This window comes from Kushneria pakistanensis (assembly GCF_014652795.1).
Lineage (GTDB): Bacteria > Pseudomonadota > Gammaproteobacteria > Pseudomonadales > Halomonadaceae > Kushneria > Kushneria pakistanensis.
In genome coordinates this window covers 78,938-97,961 of sequence record NZ_BMZM01000004.1, presented here as the reverse complement: position 1 = coordinate 97,961, position 19,024 = coordinate 78,938, and the positions used below count along the sequence as shown (strand labels likewise).

Below are 19,024 nucleotides of genomic sequence, written 5' to 3'. Positions count from 1 at the left end.
ATTTAGCTACAGGCATATTTTCAGCCCTAGCTAACTGCTTAAATCAAGACATAACTGTTTTAATCCTCCCTCATAAATAAGCCATGATCAGTAGCTGAAAAAATAAAAATGTAGCGCATCACTATTCAGAGGGAATAGAAAATTTGAAATCTTCCCCTCCTTCAGTTAAACCCACGATCAATGCCTGATCAATCCTGTAACTGGCAATTATATCAATACAAAAACTCCAACGTTCATCACCGGAGTATGAAATACCGACAAAACCAATCTCATCACGAACGATAAATTCGTGTTGATCGAAACGGACAAACTCGTGAAATATAGTCGGCATATTGTATTTAAAAAGTATATAGCGACCAAAGCAATCGTAGCCAATCAACAACTCATCTATTCCAACAAATACTCGTTCGCCAAGCCTCACCGCCAAAGGCTGCAACCCCATATCTGAATATCCTACTGGAACAACCACGTCGGATTCAAAGTCCACATAACCCCAGCTATTAGGACTTTCAGTTTCCACAACTTCTTGATCAGGGGGCAACTGAGCAATGAGTGCATAGCGAGACTCACAAGATACCCATAGACCGTTTGATAGCTGTCGAGTCTGCATAATTACCTCGCCATAATTGTGATGACTTTTCCGTTCTGCTCTACAAACTGAATCTTTGATCCAGTTCCAGTAACACCAGGCAGGAAAAATTCACGCATATTACTCCCGGGTAACTTATCAGCCCCAACAACTGAGGCTGGATTATTGAATGCCTCGTTAAACAATCTAGTCACCTCAGCTCTGTTGTCTGGGGTATCGGCAATACCGATCCTCCTTGCATTACCTTCCGCGCGCCCAGCATTGTATGGAATTGATTGATCGATGTTGCGATTGAAAAGAAAGTCAAGTTTACGGCCATTGGAACCAAAGGTTAATTCGCCTACTTTTGTACCATTTTTAACAGCGTTATCCAGACTATCCGTTCCAACCTTACCTCCAGAGGCAGCACTTGGAGAAGGTTTGGAAGCATTGATACCATCATCAAAACCATCAAACTCAACCATTGGCTTCTTGCCGACGCTGCGTGATGCGGCATTCAACAGTTGGTTCGCAGCACTGGCCTCTCCGGCCGCCGTCGCCAGGCCATACAGAAGCTCTGCCCGCTCCACTGGTATATTCATCTGATCGGCCAGCACTCTAGCCCCAAAGGTTGGAGCAGGGTGCCCATACCAAACAGCCATGGCACCGGCGGCGCCCTGATCCGCAGCTATACCAGTCAGCACATAAGCGAGAACGCTACCGGCTCCGGTAGATGCCATCGCAGCAGCACTGGCGGCAAGCGCGCCACTACCCACTATCTGCAGCGCTCCGAAGGATCGATTACCGACCTGATAACGCTCCAGACCATCGGTGACGCCATTCCATTTGCTATAGCCGAATAGCCCCGAGCTCATTACCTTCTGACGTTCGGCAGCAAAGGCATCAGTATTGCCTTTATCTTCAAGGCCCTTGTAAAGCGCGTACTGCTCCGATCCTCTTTCGTACTGGGCCGAACATTCAATCAGCGCACAAGCAGCAGTTATTAACCTTGCCTTTTCCTCTTCACTCCCACCATGCGCCTCGATCCACTCCCTTTCCGAGGTGTGCATCATGCGGTTATATGCCGTCGCATTACCGGCAATCTCGGCGCCCTTCTGAACGTCACCATCCGTCATGCCGGCCGCTACAATGCCGGTAATCTGTGACGCTACAATCAGAAGCCTGCGATCCCCTTTCACCAGGCCATCGAGCTGATTGATCAGCGCTTCATTAGCGCCTGCCGCAATGGCGCCAGTACGGAAATCACCACCGGTTGCCTGGGATGCCAGACCACCGGCCAGTACATGCACTACTGTTTTCTCGGCCGAGCCGTCGGCCCAGTGCTGACCGTTGCTGCCCTTTGCGCCCTGTTTTGTCAGATCCCCGACAAGATTGAAGAGTGAGGCCTCCAGTACCGTGGTAACGGCGCCCTGCAGGTTCTGTTTGAGGTTGTCATTCAGGCTGCCACCGCTAATGGCACTTTGAACACCGGCGTCGGCCAGGGCCTGCGAGGCGCGCTGGCCGGCAAAGCGTCCGGTGCCTTCCCAGGAACTGAGGTCATGGGGAATGGTCCGGCCCGTAGCAGGGTCCGTATTACCACCCCAGACACTATCCAGCTCATTGGAAACGCCCGCAGACGCCGCGGCGATCAGAGCGCCCTTGAATCTGCCGGCGTACCCAGTAGCTGCCTGCAGTCTACTGCTGACAAGCGTGCCTATGACCCACAGGCCAATCAGGTTGTGCTGCTTAGCCGACATAGCAGCAAGGGACTGGAGTTCGATACCGTCATTCTTGGCGGGGTTGGAGAGCTGGCGGATGATGAGGACAATCTGGCGCAAGAAGCACGCCTGCTCTATGTCGGCATGACGCGCGCTCGTCGAAGGCTACTGGTCACCGGCAGTGGCAATAACTGGTTCACTGATCGGCTTCATGAGATGAGCTCGAACTATTGTAATCGATAGCTTGTCTCAGATTTAGGACTTTAAAACATGCTGATCATGTTTGTTCAGCTGGATCTCTGGCTCTAAAAAATCATTTTTAATGAAGATTGCTTGAGAGGCATCCTTAGGCGCAGGCAATATGCGGATAAATTCACGATGAAAAATTGTCGATACGTAAAGCAGCTATGAACACTAAAACACTCAATGAGGTCAGCAAGTTTCTCAGCTATGTTTTGAGGCATGAGCCCCAGGCGATCGGCTTAAACCTAGACAGCGAGGGCTGGGCAGATGTCGAATCCTTAATAGCCGGTGCAGCTAAAGATGGGCGAATTTTAGATATTGGCCTGATTCAGGCTGTCGTCAGCAGCAGCGATAAAAAGCGTTTCAGTATCTCGGATGATGGGCTGCGCATTCGCGCCGTACAGGGCCACTCATCGGCCAGCGTGAGCCTTCAGCATGTAAAGAAAGAGCCGCCAGAGTTTCTCTACCACGGCACCGCTACACGCTTCCTAGAGTCGATTCGGCAGCAAGGATTGATCGCAGGCTCTCGCCACCATGTACACCTGTCGCAGGACATAACTACGGCCATTACTGTTGGACAGCGCTATGGAAAGCCTGTGGTACTAAAAATTGAAGCCCTCAGAATGCACCTGGAAGGCTTCGAGTTCTTTCAAGCGGAAAACGGGGTATGGCTAACGGCATGTGTAGCAACACGGTTCTTAAATCACAATAACGACGATTTGTAATCTGACGACTCGTTTTTAGCAGTCTCAAGCCACGCAGAGAAATTTTGATAAGGCTTTTCATCCCAAGGGAATACTTTAGGCCTAGAGTAGTCATATATCCTTACTGGCGGGTCACCTGACAAATCCGTTCCATCAAAGCATGCCAAGACAATCCACCCATCATTATATACTCCCGACTCATCATGAACTATCGCGAAGGGCACCAAAGGTCTATTTGGGAATTTTAAAAGCATGGCACCAAAATAACTCAGACAGGCCGCCATGTCGCCTGCCATAATTTTCCAAGGAAGCAAATCCTGAGAGTCACTACTGATAGCGAAATCGATATATGCTTTTGGTAGTTTAAAACCATCAGGTAAGACAGGAGAATCATAAAGATACGCTTTCACTTTTTACTCCCTGTAATGCGTGGAGCTTCTGATGCCCCATAAGGATTGTTATTAGCAAACCCACCACTTTGCTTGCCGATACGGCCTGTGATGGCCTCTCCCCAAGTATCGAACTGCTGCCAGCCTCTAGCTTCTTGAACAGCTGGGGTTAACGGGTCATTAAAATCTCGTACTGTAGCTTTTACGTCAATCCCTGCTTCTCTGGCTGCTGCAATACGGGTGTTATCCATACTTGTAAGCTTCCTATCCGGCATTTTCACAACATCGACCGGATCTCCCTTCCAACCATTGTCCCGCATACTTTGAACTAGATCGTCGTAGGTATAATTGGTACCGCTAACCCGATCCTTCTTATTGAAAGATACAGTATTTTGCGAGAAGCGAATGTCATTAGCTGCATGGGAAGTAGCGCTTTCAAGGGCTTTATTCCCTACAACGGTTGGGCTTGACCCAAACTTTGCAAGCCCGGCGGCACCTGCCATACCACCCAGATCGTAGATAATATCCGCCATCTCAGGTGAAATTCCGGCCTGCTGCAGTGCCTGAGCGCCAAACCTGGTAGCAGGAAGGCCATTGATGATTGTCGGCAGGCCTGCCGCAAAGTTATCTGCACCCCATAACAGCATTCCTGAGCCGAGTAACATACCGGGGCCGGTGCCTACCGTTGCCGCACTACCGACTCCAGCTGCAATACCGCTTCCAACTTGAACAGCCCCCCACGCGCGGTTAGCCACCTGATAGCGCTCTGCACTATCCTTGATGCCATCCCATTTGCTATAGCCGAATAGCCCCGAGCTCATTACCTTATGACGTTCGGCAGCAAAGGCATCGGTATTGCCCATATCTTCAAGGGCTTTGTAATAGTTATATGATTCCGATCCCTTCTCGTACTGGGCCGAAGCCTCAATCAGAGCAAAAGCAGCAACTGTCAGCCTTGCCTTTTCCTCTTCACTCCCGCCATGTGCCTCGATCCACTCCTTTTCCGAGGTATGCATCATGCGGTTATATGCCGTCGCGTTACCGGCAATCTCGGCGCCCTTCTGAACATCGCCGTCTGCCATCCCGGCCGCCACAATACCGGTAATCTGGGACGCTGCGATCAGAAGCTTGCGATCCCCTTTAACCAGATCATCAAGCTGATTGATCAGTGCTTCGTTAGCGCCTGCCGCAATGGCGCCAGTACGGAAATCGCCCCCGGTGGCCTGTGATGCCAGGCCACCGGCCAGTGCATGCACTACTGTTTTCTCGGCCGAGCCGTCGGCCCAGTGCTGACCGTTGCTGCCCTTTGCGCCCTGTTTTGTCAGATCCCCGACAAGATTGAAGAGTGAGGCTTCCAGTACCGTGGTAACGGCGCCCTGCAGGCTCTGTTTGAGGTTGTCATTCAGGCTACCGCCGCTGATGGCACTCTGAAGGCCGGCGTCGGCCAGGGCCTGCGAGGCGCGCTGGCCGGCAAAGCGTCCGGTACCTCCCCAGGAGCTGAGGTCATGAGGAATGGTCCGGCCCGTGGCCGGGTCTGTCTCGCCACCCCAGACGCTGTCCATGCCTTGAGAAATTCCCGCAGACGCCGCGGCGATCAGGGCGCCTTTCAGGCTGTCGGAGGAGAGCGCATCGCTTAACGTGGCGCCGAGGTTGCCTCGGTTGTTGATCAGACCGACAACGCTGTTACCGGCCAGCGAGCCGGCAGCGGCGGTCATCATGGCACCGGTCAGGCCGGTACCGATGCCGGGCATGGCGGCAGTGGCCGCGATGCTGACCGCCAGTGCTGCGCCCTCACCGAGACCGGACTGCTTGTAGTTCCAGCGGTCGTGGATCTCCTTCACCTGCCGCCAGTCGACATCCCCCTGCGCCTCGGCCTGCTTGAGCCAGGCAAGCTCGGGTTCTGCGGCGACCATGGCGTCAATGGTCTGGCTAACGCTCTGTTGATCGATGTCACGAACATCGATATTGACGCGGTTGGCAGCGTTGATCGCCAGCTGCCCCTGAGCGACCAGTTCACTCTGGCGCAGGGTTTCATCGGTATTGCCCTTGCCCTTTGCCGACTGCCACGCCCAGTTGCTTTTGCTCTTCTCGTGGGACTCAGAGTGGGTATCCATGGCCGCGGCAAAGGTGATATCGCCACCGCTGGTCAGGGTGAGGTCCTCGCCGGCGTCCAGACGCGCCTTCTGATAGACCTGATCGTTGCCGCTGGCGATGACGAGATCACCACCGCTTTCCACCGTGGTGCCAACCGCGCGGGTATCAGTCACCTCGTCACGCTTCATCGACTTGCTGCTGATCAGTCCACCGCTTTTTTTCTTCTTCTGGTAGAAGTGGTAGTCCTGATCATTGGCGGCGATCAGTTGAACATCGTTGCCGCCGACCAGGTATGCCTGATCACCCGCTTTAAGCTGGCTGGCCTGAGCGGTCAGATCATTGTCAGCGACGAGCGTCAGACTGTTGCCGGCAGTCAGCTGACTGCCCTGCTGGCGGGTAACCGTATTGATAACATCCTTTTTGGTACGGGATGAACGGTAGTGGAGTTCATCATGCTGACTATTGGTGCCTGACAGGATGTTAAGATCCTGGCCTGCTGCTGCCGAGAGATCCTTGCCCGCCTCGACAGTACTGGCAATCACATCGATATCACGACCGGCATTGAGCGCGATATCGTTGGCCGCCGTGACCCGACTGCCCAACTGCTGTACCTGCGACGAGCGCCTATAGCCGTAGGTAGAATCATCGCCACGGGCATCTTCCACTGCCATCAGACGCAGATCGCGGGCAGCAGACAGCCTGAGATCCCCCCCGCTGGCAATGTCCGAGCGGTTAACAAGGTCCCGACCCGCAGACACGTTGAGCGCCCCTGTTGCCGAAATCAGCCCACCCTGATCCAGAACCGTGTCATAACGCCGCTCACTGCCACTTTTAACCGCCATTCGATCATTGACGATGTCGCCCTTGAGCGTGGTGAGATCAACCTGGCGCCCGCGGATCTCGCCGGCCAGGCTGTTGCGAAGGTCATCCTTCGCCGTCAGTGCCAGATTGTTGCCGGCAGCCATCAGGCCACCCTGCAAAATGCTGCTGCCACTGTTGGCGGTCAGATCATTGGAAGCACGAATGGTGCCGACATTGGCCAGATCATTGCCGGCGATCAGATCGATATCGTGGCCCTGAATCAGACTGCTGCCGCGCACGTTGCGCTCGTCGACCTGTGCCAGATACAGCACCGGCGCCAGTACGCTCTCACCATCGACTTCCTGCTCTTCCATCCAGACGATGTCATGCGTCAGTGCCGCTGTCTGGGAGGGTGTAAGTGCCACGCCGGTTGTTAGATGAAGCTCATCCTGCGCGGCGATGGCGTTGTTCATCAGGTAGAGATACTGCTCATAGTCGTTCTTGAGATTCTCATCGAGAAAACGACTGCCCGTCTTCGCCTGAACGGCATCGCGAATCAGACGGGATTCATAGCGCCCATCACCCAGCAGCTTGTAGGCACCATCGCTGGTGTAATGGAGCTTGCCCAACAGGTAGTCGGAGCCCATTAGCCGGTCGGCGGAGGTGAACTCGGGATTGGTCTCGATCAGATAGTGGCTATTGGGCGCCTTGTTTTTAACGAAGAGCCCGTACTGGCCTTCCGGCAGGCGGAAGCTGGAGAGCTGTGTCGGGGAAACGCGTTCAAAACTTAAGCCGCTGTAATCGACCGGGATAAAGTTCAGGGCAATGGGAGCATTGCGTCCGACAGCTGTTCCGGATTCATTTCTGGCGTTTTGATACTCGCTCGCAGAAATTGTCCCAGCCATCTGACGGCGTTGCCTGGCCCGGGTGTCGCTCCCCTTGACGGCCACTGCAGCATCAGTACGACGATTGAGGGTGTAATCAAGCCCCATGACAGGGGCATTTTTATCCGCCCCCGCAAGGCGACCGTTCAACTGAGCGCGCTTGTTATCGCTTATGTCACCGTTATCAATACGCTGGCTGGCCCTGATCGAGATCCGGTTACCTGCCTGAATGGTTGCAGGTGCAGAGTTGTTATCCAGCGTGTTCGTTGTAGTGTCATGAAGCAGATCCAGGCGCGATCTGCCCTTGATATACGCATCATATTCCTCCTTGACCAGTGGCGTTGGCAGAGGATTGTTTTGCTCGTCCAACCCATTGGCAGCGTTCCATGGATCAATGAAGTTTTCATAGAAGCGTTTCTCCTGTGAGGTTTCATTGTCGTGGCCACCCAGAATGACGGAGTACTGTCTTTCCCTGGTCGATGTACCGGTTGAAGCGCCAGTGTTTTCAAGTGAATCCGATTGCACCGTTAGATTGTGATTGGCGCCCAGCAGGCTGTAGCGATTGACCACGCTACCCCCGCTTTCGATCTCAAGATCGCGACCGGCGAGAATGACGCCAGTCGGACTATTCTGAGTAATGCGTAGCTCACTCGTTTCAGTCATTATGTAGTCAAAACAGCGATGATACTTGCAGCCGTAACGCGGACCACGCTCGATACGACCACCAGTAGCCTGCCGCTCCACTGCAAACGCGTCCCGCGTATTCAAAAGGCTATTCACGCGTAGCCTGATATCGCCTTCCGCCTCAATCGTCCCCGAACGGTTCTCCAGCGAATCCGCATACCCGCCGTTGTCATCGCGCGCTAAATCAAGATCACCGCGGCTGTAGAGATCGCCGTAGCGGTTATAAAGACGTGTACCACGCAGGGTCATGTCGCCACCGGCAAACAGCAGTGTATCGGCCTGGTTGTTGATGGCGCCCTGACTGACCAGACGAAGGTTTTTCTGACTGCCCAGCGTGCCGCGATTGTTGATCTCACGCGCCTGCAGGTCGATATTGTCGCTGCCGGTCAGCCGTCCCAGGTTATCGAGGGTGCCGCTCAGGCGGTAGGTAGCGCCGCCGCCGCTGGCAATGCGGCCATCGTTCTGGGTGAGATTGCGCCCGGTGATGTTCAGCTGACGCTGCGCCGAGATCAGACCGCGGTTGGTGATGTCTCCGGCGCTTTTGAAGATGAGGTTGCCGTTGGCGAGCAGCTCACCCCGGTTATCCAGACTGGCGGCTTCCAGCGTGAGGTTATCGGCGCTGGCGAGCCGGTCACTGTTCGTCAGCGTCAGGGCATTGAGCGTGGTCAGGCTCAGCGGGCCATTGAACTGCCACTGGCCGGTGTTGTTGATTCGGTCAATATTGGCCTGGGCGCGGCCGGTGCCCTGCAGCGAACCGCCTTGGTTATCCAGTGACTTGAGCAGCAGGGTGAAAAGCCCGCTGCCAGCGTGCACGACGTGGCCATTGGTGTTATTCAGACTGGCAGCATCGATACGGGCGTCACGACTGGCCAGCTCGATATTACCCCGGGTATTGTCGAGCGCACCTGCGACCCGGAAGTCACTGCTATCGCCACCCAGTGCGCGCAGGTTGCCACTGCGGTTGTTCAGGGTGTCAACGTTGAGCGCCAGACCTTTCTGGGCTTCGATGATGCCGCCGTCGTTGTCCAGCGTGCCGGCTTCCAGCCGAACCACATCACCGGCCATCTGGCCGTTGCGGTTATCGATCCGGGGCGGGTCAATATCCAGCAGGCCGTTGGCAATCATGCGGCCGTTGCGGTTATCCAGCGTCTGGGTAAAGACGGCTTTTAACGTGCCATCCAGGCTGGCGATCAAACCGTTGTCACCGTTGCCGAGATGGCGGCCAACCAGTGAGATATGATCCCCCTGCAGTACGCCTGCGCGGTTATCAATCTCCTTAGCCTCGACGGTAAGCCCCTCTGTGCCGGCCAGCACGCGTCCACCGGCGTTATCCAGTGCCTTTAAACCGATAAAGCGGATCTGGTGTCCGGCTAGCTGGCCACCGCTGCGATTGCTTAGTGCCCCGGTGCTGATCGTGAGCACATCGCCATTGATAACACCGCCGCTGTTGTCGAAAGTTTGCCCGTCCCCGTCGATGGTTATCTTGCCGCCATCGCTATCGATCATGCCCTGACGGTTGCGGGCTTCCCCTGACAGCGTCAGCGCTATACCGCCGGCATTGGCCAGCATCGAGCCACTGTCATTGATCAGACGCGCGCTGTTGAGATCCAGCCGATCGGCCAGCAGGACACCGTGGGTGTTATCCAGCGTGGCGGCCTTGATATCGAGACGGCCATCGGCCTGAATCTGGCCGCGGTCATTGGCAAGTGACGCCAGCGTCAGGGTGGCCCCCTGCTGACCTGCCGCGATCAGTCCGCCGTCGCCGTTGTCTAACGAGTCGGCCTGAAGAGTCAGGCGCTCGCCGACCAGCTGCCCCTTGCGGTTATCGAGATCGGCCATGTCGATATCGAGCTGATCCGCCATCGCCATGCCGCGCTGATTGATCAGGGTGCCGCCACCATCAAGTGACAGCATGCCTTTCCCGGCCTGCAGGCGCCCTTCGGTATTATTCAGCAGGTGTGCCAGCGTCAGGGTGGCATTGCCCTGCTCTGCGCTGACCAGACCGCCGCTGTTATCCAGCGCGTTGCCGGTGAGCGTTAACGATTGACCGATCAGATGGCCGGCACGGTTGGTGATATCGGGTGCATCAAGGGTCAGCAGCCCGGCAGCCTGAATCTGGCCGCTATCGTTATTGAGCGTCTGGCGGGCGCGAATCCGTGCGTTATTGGCAAGTGCCGCGATCAGACCGCCCTGGTTGGCTTTGATCGACTCGGCATCCAGCGTGAGTGCATTGCCGGCCAGGGTGCCTTCACTGTTTTGAAGGGCACCGCTTGTGTTGACCAGCAGATCGCCCTGCTGCGCCACGATACGGCCAGCAGTGTTATCCAGCGCCCCGTCACTGGCCAGCGTGATATCGCGAGCCGTGATGGTGCCTTCCCCATTGTCGAGCGTGCCGACGTTAATGGACGCAGCATCGGTGGCCTGCAAATGGCCGCGAGCGTTGTCGAAGCCATTTGTCGTCTTGAGAATCAGCGCGCCGTGTTCGGCGCTGATCACGCCCTCGCGGTTGGCAAGGGACAGGCCGTCGATATCGATACGATCAGCCACCAGGGTGCCGGCTGCGTTATCGATATTGCCGCCATTGATATTGATCGCGTTGAGTGCCTGCAGCTTGCCGCGCTGATTGATGAGGCGATCGCTGGCGGCGATATCGAGATCGCCGCTGTCGGCGGAGATCAGCCCGTCATCGTTATTGATGAGGATACCTGTTGCCAGTGCAACGCTGCTGCCGCGCAGGGTGCCGCCGGTGTTATCCAGCACATCATTGACGTCGGCCGTGAGCACGCCGTCGCTGACAATACGACCGCTCTGGTTGTTCAGAGTGTGTTCGACGCCCAGCGTGACCAACCGGGCCATCAGTGTGCCCTGTCGGTTGGTCAGGTCACCGGCATTGAGGCGCAGTGCCTGATGAACGGACTGCAGCTGCCCGCGGTCGTTATCCAGCAAACCCGCCACGGACAATTCAAGATCGCCCTGCTGGGCGCTGACCGTGCCGGCGCGGTTGCGCAACGTGCCAGCATTCACGGTGACGGTATCGGCGATTAGCGTCCCGCGGGCGTTATCAAGCGCTCCGGCCGTCAGGTCCAGCACCTTTTGGGCCTCAACCTTCCCGCCGGTATTATTGAGCTGCTGGCGGGCCGCAACAGTGGCATTGCCCGCACCGGCCGAGATCAGACCATCGGTGTTGTCCAGCGACGCCACGTTCAGAGCGAGGCCATTCGCCGTCATCTGGCCCTGCTGGTTCAGGACGTCACCACCCTGAACGTCGAGTGCCCTGGCGGCCTGCAACTGGCCGCCGCTGTTGTCGAGCTGCTGCTCGATTACCAGTGTTGCGTTCCCACTGGCCGCAACAATGAGTCCACCTTCGCGATTGGTCACATAACGACCGGCAAGACGCAGGGATTCGGCCTGTAGCGTGCCCCGGTCGTTGAACAGCGTGTCGGCGCGTAGCTCCAGCGCGCCTTCGTTGAGGACGAACCGGCCATCGCGGTTATCCAGCCGGATAAGGTCCAGCGTGACGTCCTGACTCTTGCCGAACTGCAGGGTGCCCCGGTTGGTGACGACCGGCGCCTGAAGCTCCAGCGCCTGCTCGGCATCGATCACGGCATCATTGTGGCCGTTGGTCAGCGCGGCCGTTTCAAGCCGGACCCGGCGCCCCTGCAGGGTGCCGGTGTTATCAATGCCATCATCAGCGCGAATGCTGATCTCATCGGCCAGCAGCTGCCCGCTGTTGCTCAGCTGTCCTGAACGCGTCTGCAGGGTCTGGCTGGCATCAAGATGGCCCCGGTTGTCGATCCGATCAGCGCTGATGGCCAGCCGGCGACCGTTGATGCGCTGATTACCTTCGATACCGGCAATGACCTGCCCCTGCTGGGCCAGCGTTTTGCCCGCCGTCAGGGTGGTATCACCCCCGCTGGAGAGGTTGCCGTAGAGGCCCATGTCTTCCCGGGCATTCAGGCGCACGTCATTGCGGGCATGCTGACTACCCCGTGTGTCGATGGCCGTCGCCCGGGCGTCTATATCCCGCTGCGCGGCGGCATTGTTGAGGGCAAGGTGGCCCTGTGTGTCGATGGTGATATCACCGGCGGTGGCGGCCATATCGCCGGCCAGGCGTACCCCGACGCCGGCCTCTGTTCCCACCAGGTGGATACTGCCGGCATACATGGCGCCCAGCGCCGAGGCATCGATGGACAGTGCCGGGGCATCGTCACTTCCCTTGCGCGCCGTAGCGGTCAGGGAGGTGGCATCTACATCGTTGCGACCGGTCACGATATTGAGCTGGCGGGCATGGAGCTCGCCATTGAGTTTTGCTGTCCGGGTCACGATGTCGAACTGATCGACCTCGCTGGCATCAAGCCCCAGCCCTTCGATAGTGACCTGGCCCTGATCGACGGCAAAGCGATCAAGCGCGCCGTCTTCGATCATCGGTTTGCCGGTCGAGAGGGTGACGCGAGGACTATTGATAAAGCCGCAGCCGTTACAGGTAATGCCGTAGGGGTTGGCGACCACCACATTGGCGGCCTGCCCGGCCACTTCGGTGTAGCCCCTGAGCTGACTGGCACGCCCGCCGTTGACCTCATTGACGATCAGCTGAGCGGCCTGCCCCTTCAGATTGGGGTTGCCCACGATCATGCCACCGAGCTTCGTTGACTGAAGCTTGTCGGTGGCATTGTTGAGAATCACGCCTTCCTTGCCAACGTTGTAATCACTGAAGGTATTGTGCGAGAGGCCGCGGCCGTTGGGGGTAGCAATATCCACCACCGGCACGCCGTTGCCGGCCCTGTCCATTGCCGTATTGCCACCGGCTCGGCCATCAATGGTGATGCCATCGGCGAGCACGATGACCGGCTGCCAGAACATGGCATTGACCAGAATATGGGCCAGCAGGCGGCCCGCACGGCTGTGTACCTTCATGAGGCTGTTCCCTGTTTTTCTTCTGTTTAATGCGTTATGGCAGTTCACCCATGGGCGCTGCCGGCCACCGCGCCTCTTCGGGAGCTGATCGCCTAGAAAAGGATATCCGCGCTTAAATAGACCGGCGTTTCCCGCTCGGGAAAGGCGCCGGGACGCTTCAGCGAGTGGGCAAAGCCTGCGTGCACGGCCAGATGCTGGCCACTCAGTCCGACCTCGGCGACCCAGCCGGTCATGCGCCCGCTGAGACCGTCGGTGTAACGGGTGCTGTCGATTACGCCCTGGTCATAGGCCAGGGTCAGATCCATGTTGTTGAACAGCGGCTGTGACAGCGGGCCTTCCAGCGGATGCAGCCAGCTAACCTGATTGCGCCAGTACGCGCCGCTGTCACCCGAGAGCGTCTGGTTCTTGAAGCCACGCACCGAGCTGGCGCCGCCCAGGCTCAGGCGCACCGGGCTGTAGAGCACGTCATCGCTGTGCTGGGCGTTGGCCAGACTCAGAAAGCGGAAGTGTTGATCGTGAATCTCGAAAGGCTGCAGATAGCTCAGGGTCAGCGTGGCCTTGTCATACTGGGCCTGCGGGGCTCCGGGCGAGGTGTCTTCGTCATGTTGGGCGCCCATGAGGGTCAGCCCCTTCTGCCAGCCGGCATCAATATTGAAAAGTGCCGAGCCCAGCCGGCGACCGTGGTTGATGCCCAGCGCCAGCTCACTGAGCTGCTGGCTGCTGACATCGATGCGGGAATGGTCGATATAGTTGCGCGTGGAGATACGGCTCAGACCAATGCTGGCGGCGGTCTTGCTGACGCTGTCACGCCATAAAAGACGTTCGGCCTGCAGCTGATGGCGCTCGCTGGCACCGTCGAGTCGAAAGAAGAAGCCGTTGGCCTCGGCGCGGGAGCGGTAGTCGCTTTTACTGTAGCTGTAGCTGAAGGTCCACCAGCCATAAGGCAGGCTGTAGGCGAGATACCGGTTACCGGAACGATGCTCATGATTACCACTGGCATCTTCTCCGAATCGGGTCACGAGCTGATCGGCCAGTCCCAGCGGACTGTCGATATCCAGCCCCATGCCCCACTGCTGCTCGCCGGTACTCTCATCCCCATCGTTGCTGCGGGACAGGCTCACGCGCCAGGGTTTTTGTGGCGAACTTTCCACCTGCACGCGGGAACCGCCGATCTCGTCACCGGGGAGCATCTGGAGAGTCGACTGACGTGACGGCAGCCGGTTGAGCTGGTCGATCATCTGCTCAAGTGCGCGCAGGTTGAGGGTATTTCCGGCCTCAACGGGCGCAGTCATGTAAAGCTCTCGGGCAGAGGGGCTGCCATCTGATCCTTCAATGGACTCGATACGCCCTTCGACAATGACCACCCGTAATTGGCCGCCACTCAGGTCCTGCGGTGGTAGATAGGCGCGAGAGGTAATGTAGCCACGATCCACGTAGGCCTGCGTGATGTGACGCAGCAGCTCGTTGAGATCATCCAGGGCGACACAATGATCGATGATGGGTAACAGCAGCTGACGGCGTGTGTCAGAGTCAAGCAGCGTCATGCCATCCAGATGGACGGCATCGATCAGGAAACACTGGGTGCTGTCAGAGGAAGGAGAACTCACCACGGTCCCGCTTTCACCGGGAAGCTGTTGCAGGGCTTCCAGCCGACGGGACTGTTGATCCAACAGGCGCGATTGCTGATCACGATTGAGATTGCGACTGGCCGGATCGGCACCAAAAGTCACGGGCGCTTCGGCAGCCTGTGCCGTAGAAAATAGAAGCAGTAACAGTACGCAGCCCAAGGCGTACGGCATAAGACGTGGAAACATTGGCCGTCAGCATTTAATCAGTGAATGCTTTATTACGGCCACCTCTGAACTAACTTAAGTGATTATTAAAAATAATCTACATTAATTAAAGTTTGCAATGTATCTGTCCACGTCTTATTCATACCCATTAATGGCAGATAAAAAAAGCCGCGCCCGGAGCGCGGCTCTCACAATATATTCGTCTTTAGTGACGCGACCGACATACCGGGCAGTGTGGATCACGCCCCAGCCCAAAATGCCGCCACTGGCCACTCAGCCCATCAAAGGTGGAAAGCCCCTGATGTGGTGTGCCGCAGCCGCTTAAAAGCTTCAACGCTTCGAGTGCCTGATAGCTGCCAATCATGCCAACCAGCGGGGCGATGACGCCGCTCTCGGCACAGGTCAGCTGATCCTCATCGGCACTGTCACCATAAAGGCAGGCGTAGCAGGGTGCGGTTGGATCTCGAAGATCGAAGACGGCCAGCTGGCCCGAAAAGCGAATGGCCGCCCCGGAGACCAGCGGTGTGCCGGCGGCCACACAGGCACGGTTGATGGCGTCACGGCTCTCAAAGCGATCCGTGCAGTCCAGCACCACATCGGCACGTGCCACGGCGCGCTGTAATGTCTCGCCCTCAAGCCGCTCGGTGATGACATGTGTCCGGCAGAGGCTGTTGATGCCGGCAATGCTGTCAGCTGCCGATTGCGCCTTGAAGGTATCGATGTCCGCCTCGCCGTGGGCAATCTGGCGCTGCAGGTTGGAGAGATCGACCCGGTCGTCATCGGCAAGCGTCAGCGTGCCGACACCAGCGGCGGCCAGGTAGAGTGCTGCCGGCGAGCCCAGACCGCCCAGCCCGATAATCAGTACATGACCGGTCATGAGCCGCATCTGACCTTCATAATCAAGCTCGTTGAGCATGATCTGGCGGCTATAACGCAGGAGCTGCTCGTCGTTCATGGTGACTCCCGTATGACGCTCAACAGGGATTAAGGAGAGGCAGCATGCCACTGCCCCAGACTGATACGCTCGCGCCCGCCAAGGTCCTGACAGGTACTGACCGCGGTATAGCCGGCATCAGTCAGCGCGGCCCGCACATCGGCGCCCTGCTGGTAGCCGTGTTCCAGCAATAGCCAGCCGCCGGACGCCAGAAAGGCACGTGCGGCATCAATCAGGTGCAGCAGATCGGCCAGGCCTTTCTTCCCGGCGACCAGCGCCGAGCGGGGCTCAAAGCGTACGTCGCCCTGACCCAGATGCACATCGTGTTCATCGATGTAGGGCGGGTTGCTGACGATCAGCTCAAAGCGCGCCGAGGGTGACAGGGCCGAGAAGAAATTGCCCTGTTCAAAACAGGCATTGGTGATGTTCAGCGCATCGGCATTGCGCTGCGCCAGCGCGACCGCTTCCGGCACGATATCGATGCCCGTGACCTGCCAGGCCGGGCGCTCGGCGGCCAGTGCCAGTGCAATGGCGCCACTGCCGGTGCCCAGATCGAGCGCACGCACGCCAGTGGCCGGCATGCGTGAGAGCGCCTGTTCGACCAGTGTCTCGGTATCGGGACGCGGAATCAGTGTATGGGGGGAAACAGCGAGACGCAGACCGAAAAATTCACGGTAGCCCAGCAACCAGGCCACCGGATCGCCCTGCTCGCGCCGCGCAATCAGCGCATTGAAGCGTTCAAGCTCGACGCTTTCGACCTCACGGTCTCCCCAGGTATAGAGCCAGGTCCGCGAACGCCCCAGCACATGGGCCAGCAAAAGCTGGGCATCAAGGTGGGGCGTGGCAGTTTCGTCGGTCGAGCACCGGGCAAGGCGCGCCACGGCATCCGACAGGGCCTGATCAATGCGCATGAGGGGCGACGTCAGCCATTCTCGCCAGTCATGGCCGCCAGCTGGTCGGCCTGATATTCATGTACCAGCGGATCGATGATGTCATCAAGGGCGCCGGTCATGACTTCCCCCAGCTTGTAGAGCGTCAGGTTGATTCGGTGATCGGTCACCCGGCCCTGAGGGAAGTTGTAGGTGCGAATGCGCTCACTGCGATCGCCCGAGCCAACCAGCGAGCGGCGCGTATCGGACTGTTGCTGATGCCGGGCGCTTTCAGCCGTCTGCTTGAGGCGGGCGGCCAGCAGCGACATGGCGCGGGCGCGGTTCTTGTGCTGGCTGCGCTCATCCTGACATTCAACCACGGTGCCGGTCGGCAGATGGGTAATGCGGATGGCGGAATCGGTGGTGTTGACGTGCTGGCCGCCGGCGCCGCTGGCGCGAAAGGTATCCACCCGCAGGTCGGCCGGATTGAGCTCAACTTCGGCGACCTCGTCTGCTTCTGCCATCACGGCCACGGTACAGGCCGAGGTATGAATCCGGCCCTGGGATTCGGTGGCCGGCACCCGCTGTACCCGATGCGCGCCGGATTCAAACTTGAGTCGGCCATAGATATCGCCGCCGGATACGCGCGCAATGATTTCCTTGAAACCGCCCTGTTCGCCATGACTGGCACTGATGGTTTCCATCTTCCAGCCGCGGTTTTCAGCGTAGCGGGAGTACATCCGAAAGAGATCGCCGGCAAAAAGTGCCGCTTCATCACCACCGGTGCCGGCACGGACTTCCAGAAAGACACTGCGCTGATCGTCCGGATCCTTTGGAATCAGAAGCTGCAGGAGCTGCGGTTCCAGTGCCTCAAGCGCTTCGTCAATCTCGGCAATTTCATCATGCGCCATGGCGCGCATGTCCGGGTCGTTGTCGTCGAGCATTTGCCGGGCGCTATCGCGATCGTCTTCCAGCGCGCGATATCGCGCCCATTGCGCGACCAGGGCTTCCAGGTCGGAATATTCACGCGAGTAGTTGCGAAACCGGGTCTGATCACCGATGACGCCGGGGTCGGAAAGCAGTCTGGAGAGTTCTTCAAAACGTTCGGCAAAGCCGTCAAGACGGTCCCGAAGAGAGGCCTTCATGGCGACTCCCGGTGCAGTGCGCTATCGTCGATCAAGAGTTCCTCCGCAGCCTGGATCAGATCTACCCGCTCGGCACCAGAGGCCGCGCGAATACGTGAAGTCGTGCCATGCAGCAGCCGATTGGTCAGCTGCTGCGTCAGTTTCTGGATGACCCGTTCGGGGTCCTGCCCGCGCGACAACGCCGCCAGTGCTTCGGCCTCGGCCTCGGCACGCAGGATTTCAGCCTGATGGCGATGGCGCCGGATAAGATCACCAGCGTTGCGCACGCGGCGCTCATGTTGCCAGACCGAGACATTGGCCAGAATCATCTCTTCGGCCTGATCGGCGGCGGCCTGACGCGAGCGTCGGTTTTCACTGATGACCTCATTGAGGTCATCAATGCTGTACAAAAAGATGTCGTCAAGCTCGCCCACCTGCGGCTCGATATCCCGTGGGATGGCGATATCCACCATGAAAATGGGGCGGTGCTTGCGTGTTTTCAGCGCCGACTCCACGATCCCCTTGCCCAGCAGTGGCGTAGGGCTACCGGTCGAGGAGATCACGATATCGGCACAGACCAGCGCGTTTTCGAGCTCGTCCAGTCCGATCGCCACGCCGCCAACCTCATCGGCCAGCGTCTGCGCGCGCTCGCGCGTCCGATTGGCGACAATCACACCCTGAATACCGGCCTCACGAAGATGGCGCGCCACCAGCTCGATGGTTTCGCCGGCACCGATCAGGAGTGCCCGGGACTGGCGAATGTCATCAAAGATACGGCCGGCCAGATTGACCGCGGCATAGGCGACCGACACCGGATTTTCACCGATGCCGGTATCGGTGCGCACCTGCTTGGCCACCGCAAAGGTATGCTGAAAAAGACGCTCGAGCTCGCTGCCCAGGGTGTGATGGGTTCTGGCCAGCTGATAGGCACTCTTGATCTGCCCCAGGATCTGCGGTTCCCCGAGCACCATCGAGTCAAGGCCACAGGCGACGCGCATCAGATGACGCACGGCCTCGCCGTCCCGATGCCACCGGGCGCAGTGCTCCAGTGATTCAACGGGCAGGCGATGAAAGTGACCGAGCCATTCAAGCACCAGACGCTCATCTCCCCCTTCGAGCCGACAGTAGATCTCGGTTCGATTGCAGGTCGACAGGATGGCGGCTTCCTGAACCTCGACAAGCGAGGTCAGATCTTCAAGCGCCAGCGCCATCTGACTGGAAGAGAAAGCGACCTGTTCACGTACTTCCAGGGTCGCACTTTTATGATTGATGCCTAGAGAAAGAAGCATCGTGATACCGTATTAG

Annotated in this window: 11 protein-coding genes; 2 read left to right on the top strand and 9 right to left on the bottom strand. The window is 58.0% G+C overall.

Annotated features, from left to right (window positions below; all coding sequences use genetic code 11):
* Nucleotides 1-121: 121 nt before the first annotated feature.
* On the bottom strand, nt 122-610 hold the full coding sequence (locus tag IE123_RS13980; protein ID WP_189519317.1) for a hypothetical protein: 489 nt from the start codon (nt 608-610) through the stop codon (nt 122-124).
* 2 nt (nt 611-612) lie between these two features.
* On the bottom strand, nt 613-2,406 hold the full coding sequence (locus tag IE123_RS16235; RefSeq protein ID WP_229819780.1) for a DUF637 domain-containing protein: 1,794 nt from the start codon (nt 2,404-2,406) through the stop codon (nt 613-615).
* On the opposite strand from IE123_RS16235, the gene IE123_RS16230 reads away from it, so the two are divergent.
* Nucleotides 2,308-2,529, top strand: a complete 222-nt coding sequence (locus tag IE123_RS16230; protein WP_229819779.1) for a 3'-5' exonuclease — start codon at nt 2,308-2,310, stop codon at nt 2,527-2,529. The genes IE123_RS16235 and IE123_RS16230 overlap by 99 nt on opposite strands.
* Nucleotides 2,530-2,693: 164 nt before the next feature.
* Nucleotides 2,694-3,254, top strand: a complete 561-nt coding sequence (locus IE123_RS13970; protein WP_189519313.1) for an RNA 2'-phosphotransferase — start codon at nt 2,694-2,696, stop codon at nt 3,252-3,254.
* Here the strand turns inward: IE123_RS13970 and IE123_RS13965 are convergent.
* From IE123_RS13965 to hemA, 7 genes are all read right to left on the bottom strand, one after another.
* Nucleotides 3,233-3,643: an SMI1/KNR4 family protein gene (locus IE123_RS13965; RefSeq protein WP_189519311.1), complete on the bottom strand. Its 411-nt coding sequence runs from the start codon at nt 3,641-3,643 to the stop codon at nt 3,233-3,235. The genes IE123_RS13970 and IE123_RS13965 overlap by 22 nt on opposite strands.
* Nucleotides 3,640-12,999: a two-partner secretion domain-containing protein gene (locus IE123_RS13960; protein ID WP_189519309.1), complete on the bottom strand. Its 9,360-nt coding sequence runs from the start codon at nt 12,997-12,999 to the stop codon at nt 3,640-3,642. Before IE123_RS13960 ends, IE123_RS13965 begins: the two co-directional genes overlap by 4 nt.
* Before the next feature lie 92 nt (nt 13,000-13,091).
* On the bottom strand, nt 13,092-14,729 hold the full coding sequence (locus IE123_RS13955; RefSeq protein WP_189519307.1) for a ShlB/FhaC/HecB family hemolysin secretion/activation protein: 1,638 nt from the start codon (nt 14,727-14,729) through the stop codon (nt 13,092-13,094).
* A 268-nt stretch (nt 14,730-14,997) separates the two neighbouring features.
* Nucleotides 14,998-15,747 carry a HesA/MoeB/ThiF family protein gene (locus tag IE123_RS13950; protein WP_189519305.1) on the bottom strand — a complete coding sequence of 250 codons (750 nt, stop codon included), beginning with the start codon at nt 15,745-15,747 and terminating at the stop codon, nt 14,998-15,000.
* 29 nt (nt 15,748-15,776) lie between these two features.
* A complete protein-coding gene (gene prmC, locus IE123_RS13945) occupies nt 15,777-16,637 on the bottom strand; it encodes a peptide chain release factor N(5)-glutamine methyltransferase (RefSeq protein ID WP_189519303.1) in 861 nt (286 codons plus the stop codon).
* A gap of 11 nt (nt 16,638-16,648) precedes the next feature.
* Nucleotides 16,649-17,740, bottom strand: coding sequence for a peptide chain release factor 1 (gene prfA / locus IE123_RS13940; RefSeq protein ID WP_189519301.1), 1,092 nt, complete (start codon nt 17,738-17,740; stop codon nt 16,649-16,651).
* Entirely contained in the window at nt 17,737-19,008 is a 1,272-nt protein-coding gene (gene hemA, locus IE123_RS13935; protein ID WP_189519300.1) for a glutamyl-tRNA reductase, read from the bottom strand. The genes prfA and hemA overlap by 4 nt, the downstream gene beginning before the upstream one ends.
* Nucleotides 19,009-19,024 lie beyond the last annotated feature (16 nt).

What these genes read in the sequence shown, in the direction of transcription:
- IE123_RS13980 (WP_189519317.1), bottom strand. Translation starts at nt 610, where the DNA reads ATGCAGACTCGACAGCTATCAAACGGTCTATGGGTATCTTGTGAGTCT.
- IE123_RS13970 (WP_189519313.1), top strand. Translation starts at nt 2,694, where the DNA reads ATGAACACTAAAACACTCAATGAGGTCAGCAAGTTTCTCAGCTATGTT.
- IE123_RS13960 (WP_189519309.1), bottom strand. Translation starts at nt 12,999, where the DNA reads ATGAAGGTACACAGCCGTGCGGGCCGCCTGCTGGCCCATATTCTGGTC.
- IE123_RS13950 (WP_189519305.1), bottom strand. Translation starts at nt 15,747, where the DNA reads ATGAACGACGAGCAGCTCCTGCGTTATAGCCGCCAGATCATGCTCAAC.
- prmC (WP_189519303.1), bottom strand. Translation starts at nt 16,637, where the DNA reads ATGCGCATTGATCAGGCCCTGTCGGATGCCGTGGCGCGCCTTGCCCGG.
- prfA (WP_189519301.1), bottom strand. Translation starts at nt 17,740, where the DNA reads ATGAAGGCCTCTCTTCGGGACCGTCTTGACGGCTTTGCCGAACGTTTT.
- hemA (WP_189519300.1), bottom strand. Translation starts at nt 19,008, where the DNA reads ATGCTTCTTTCTCTAGGCATCAATCATAAAAGTGCGACCCTGGAAGTA.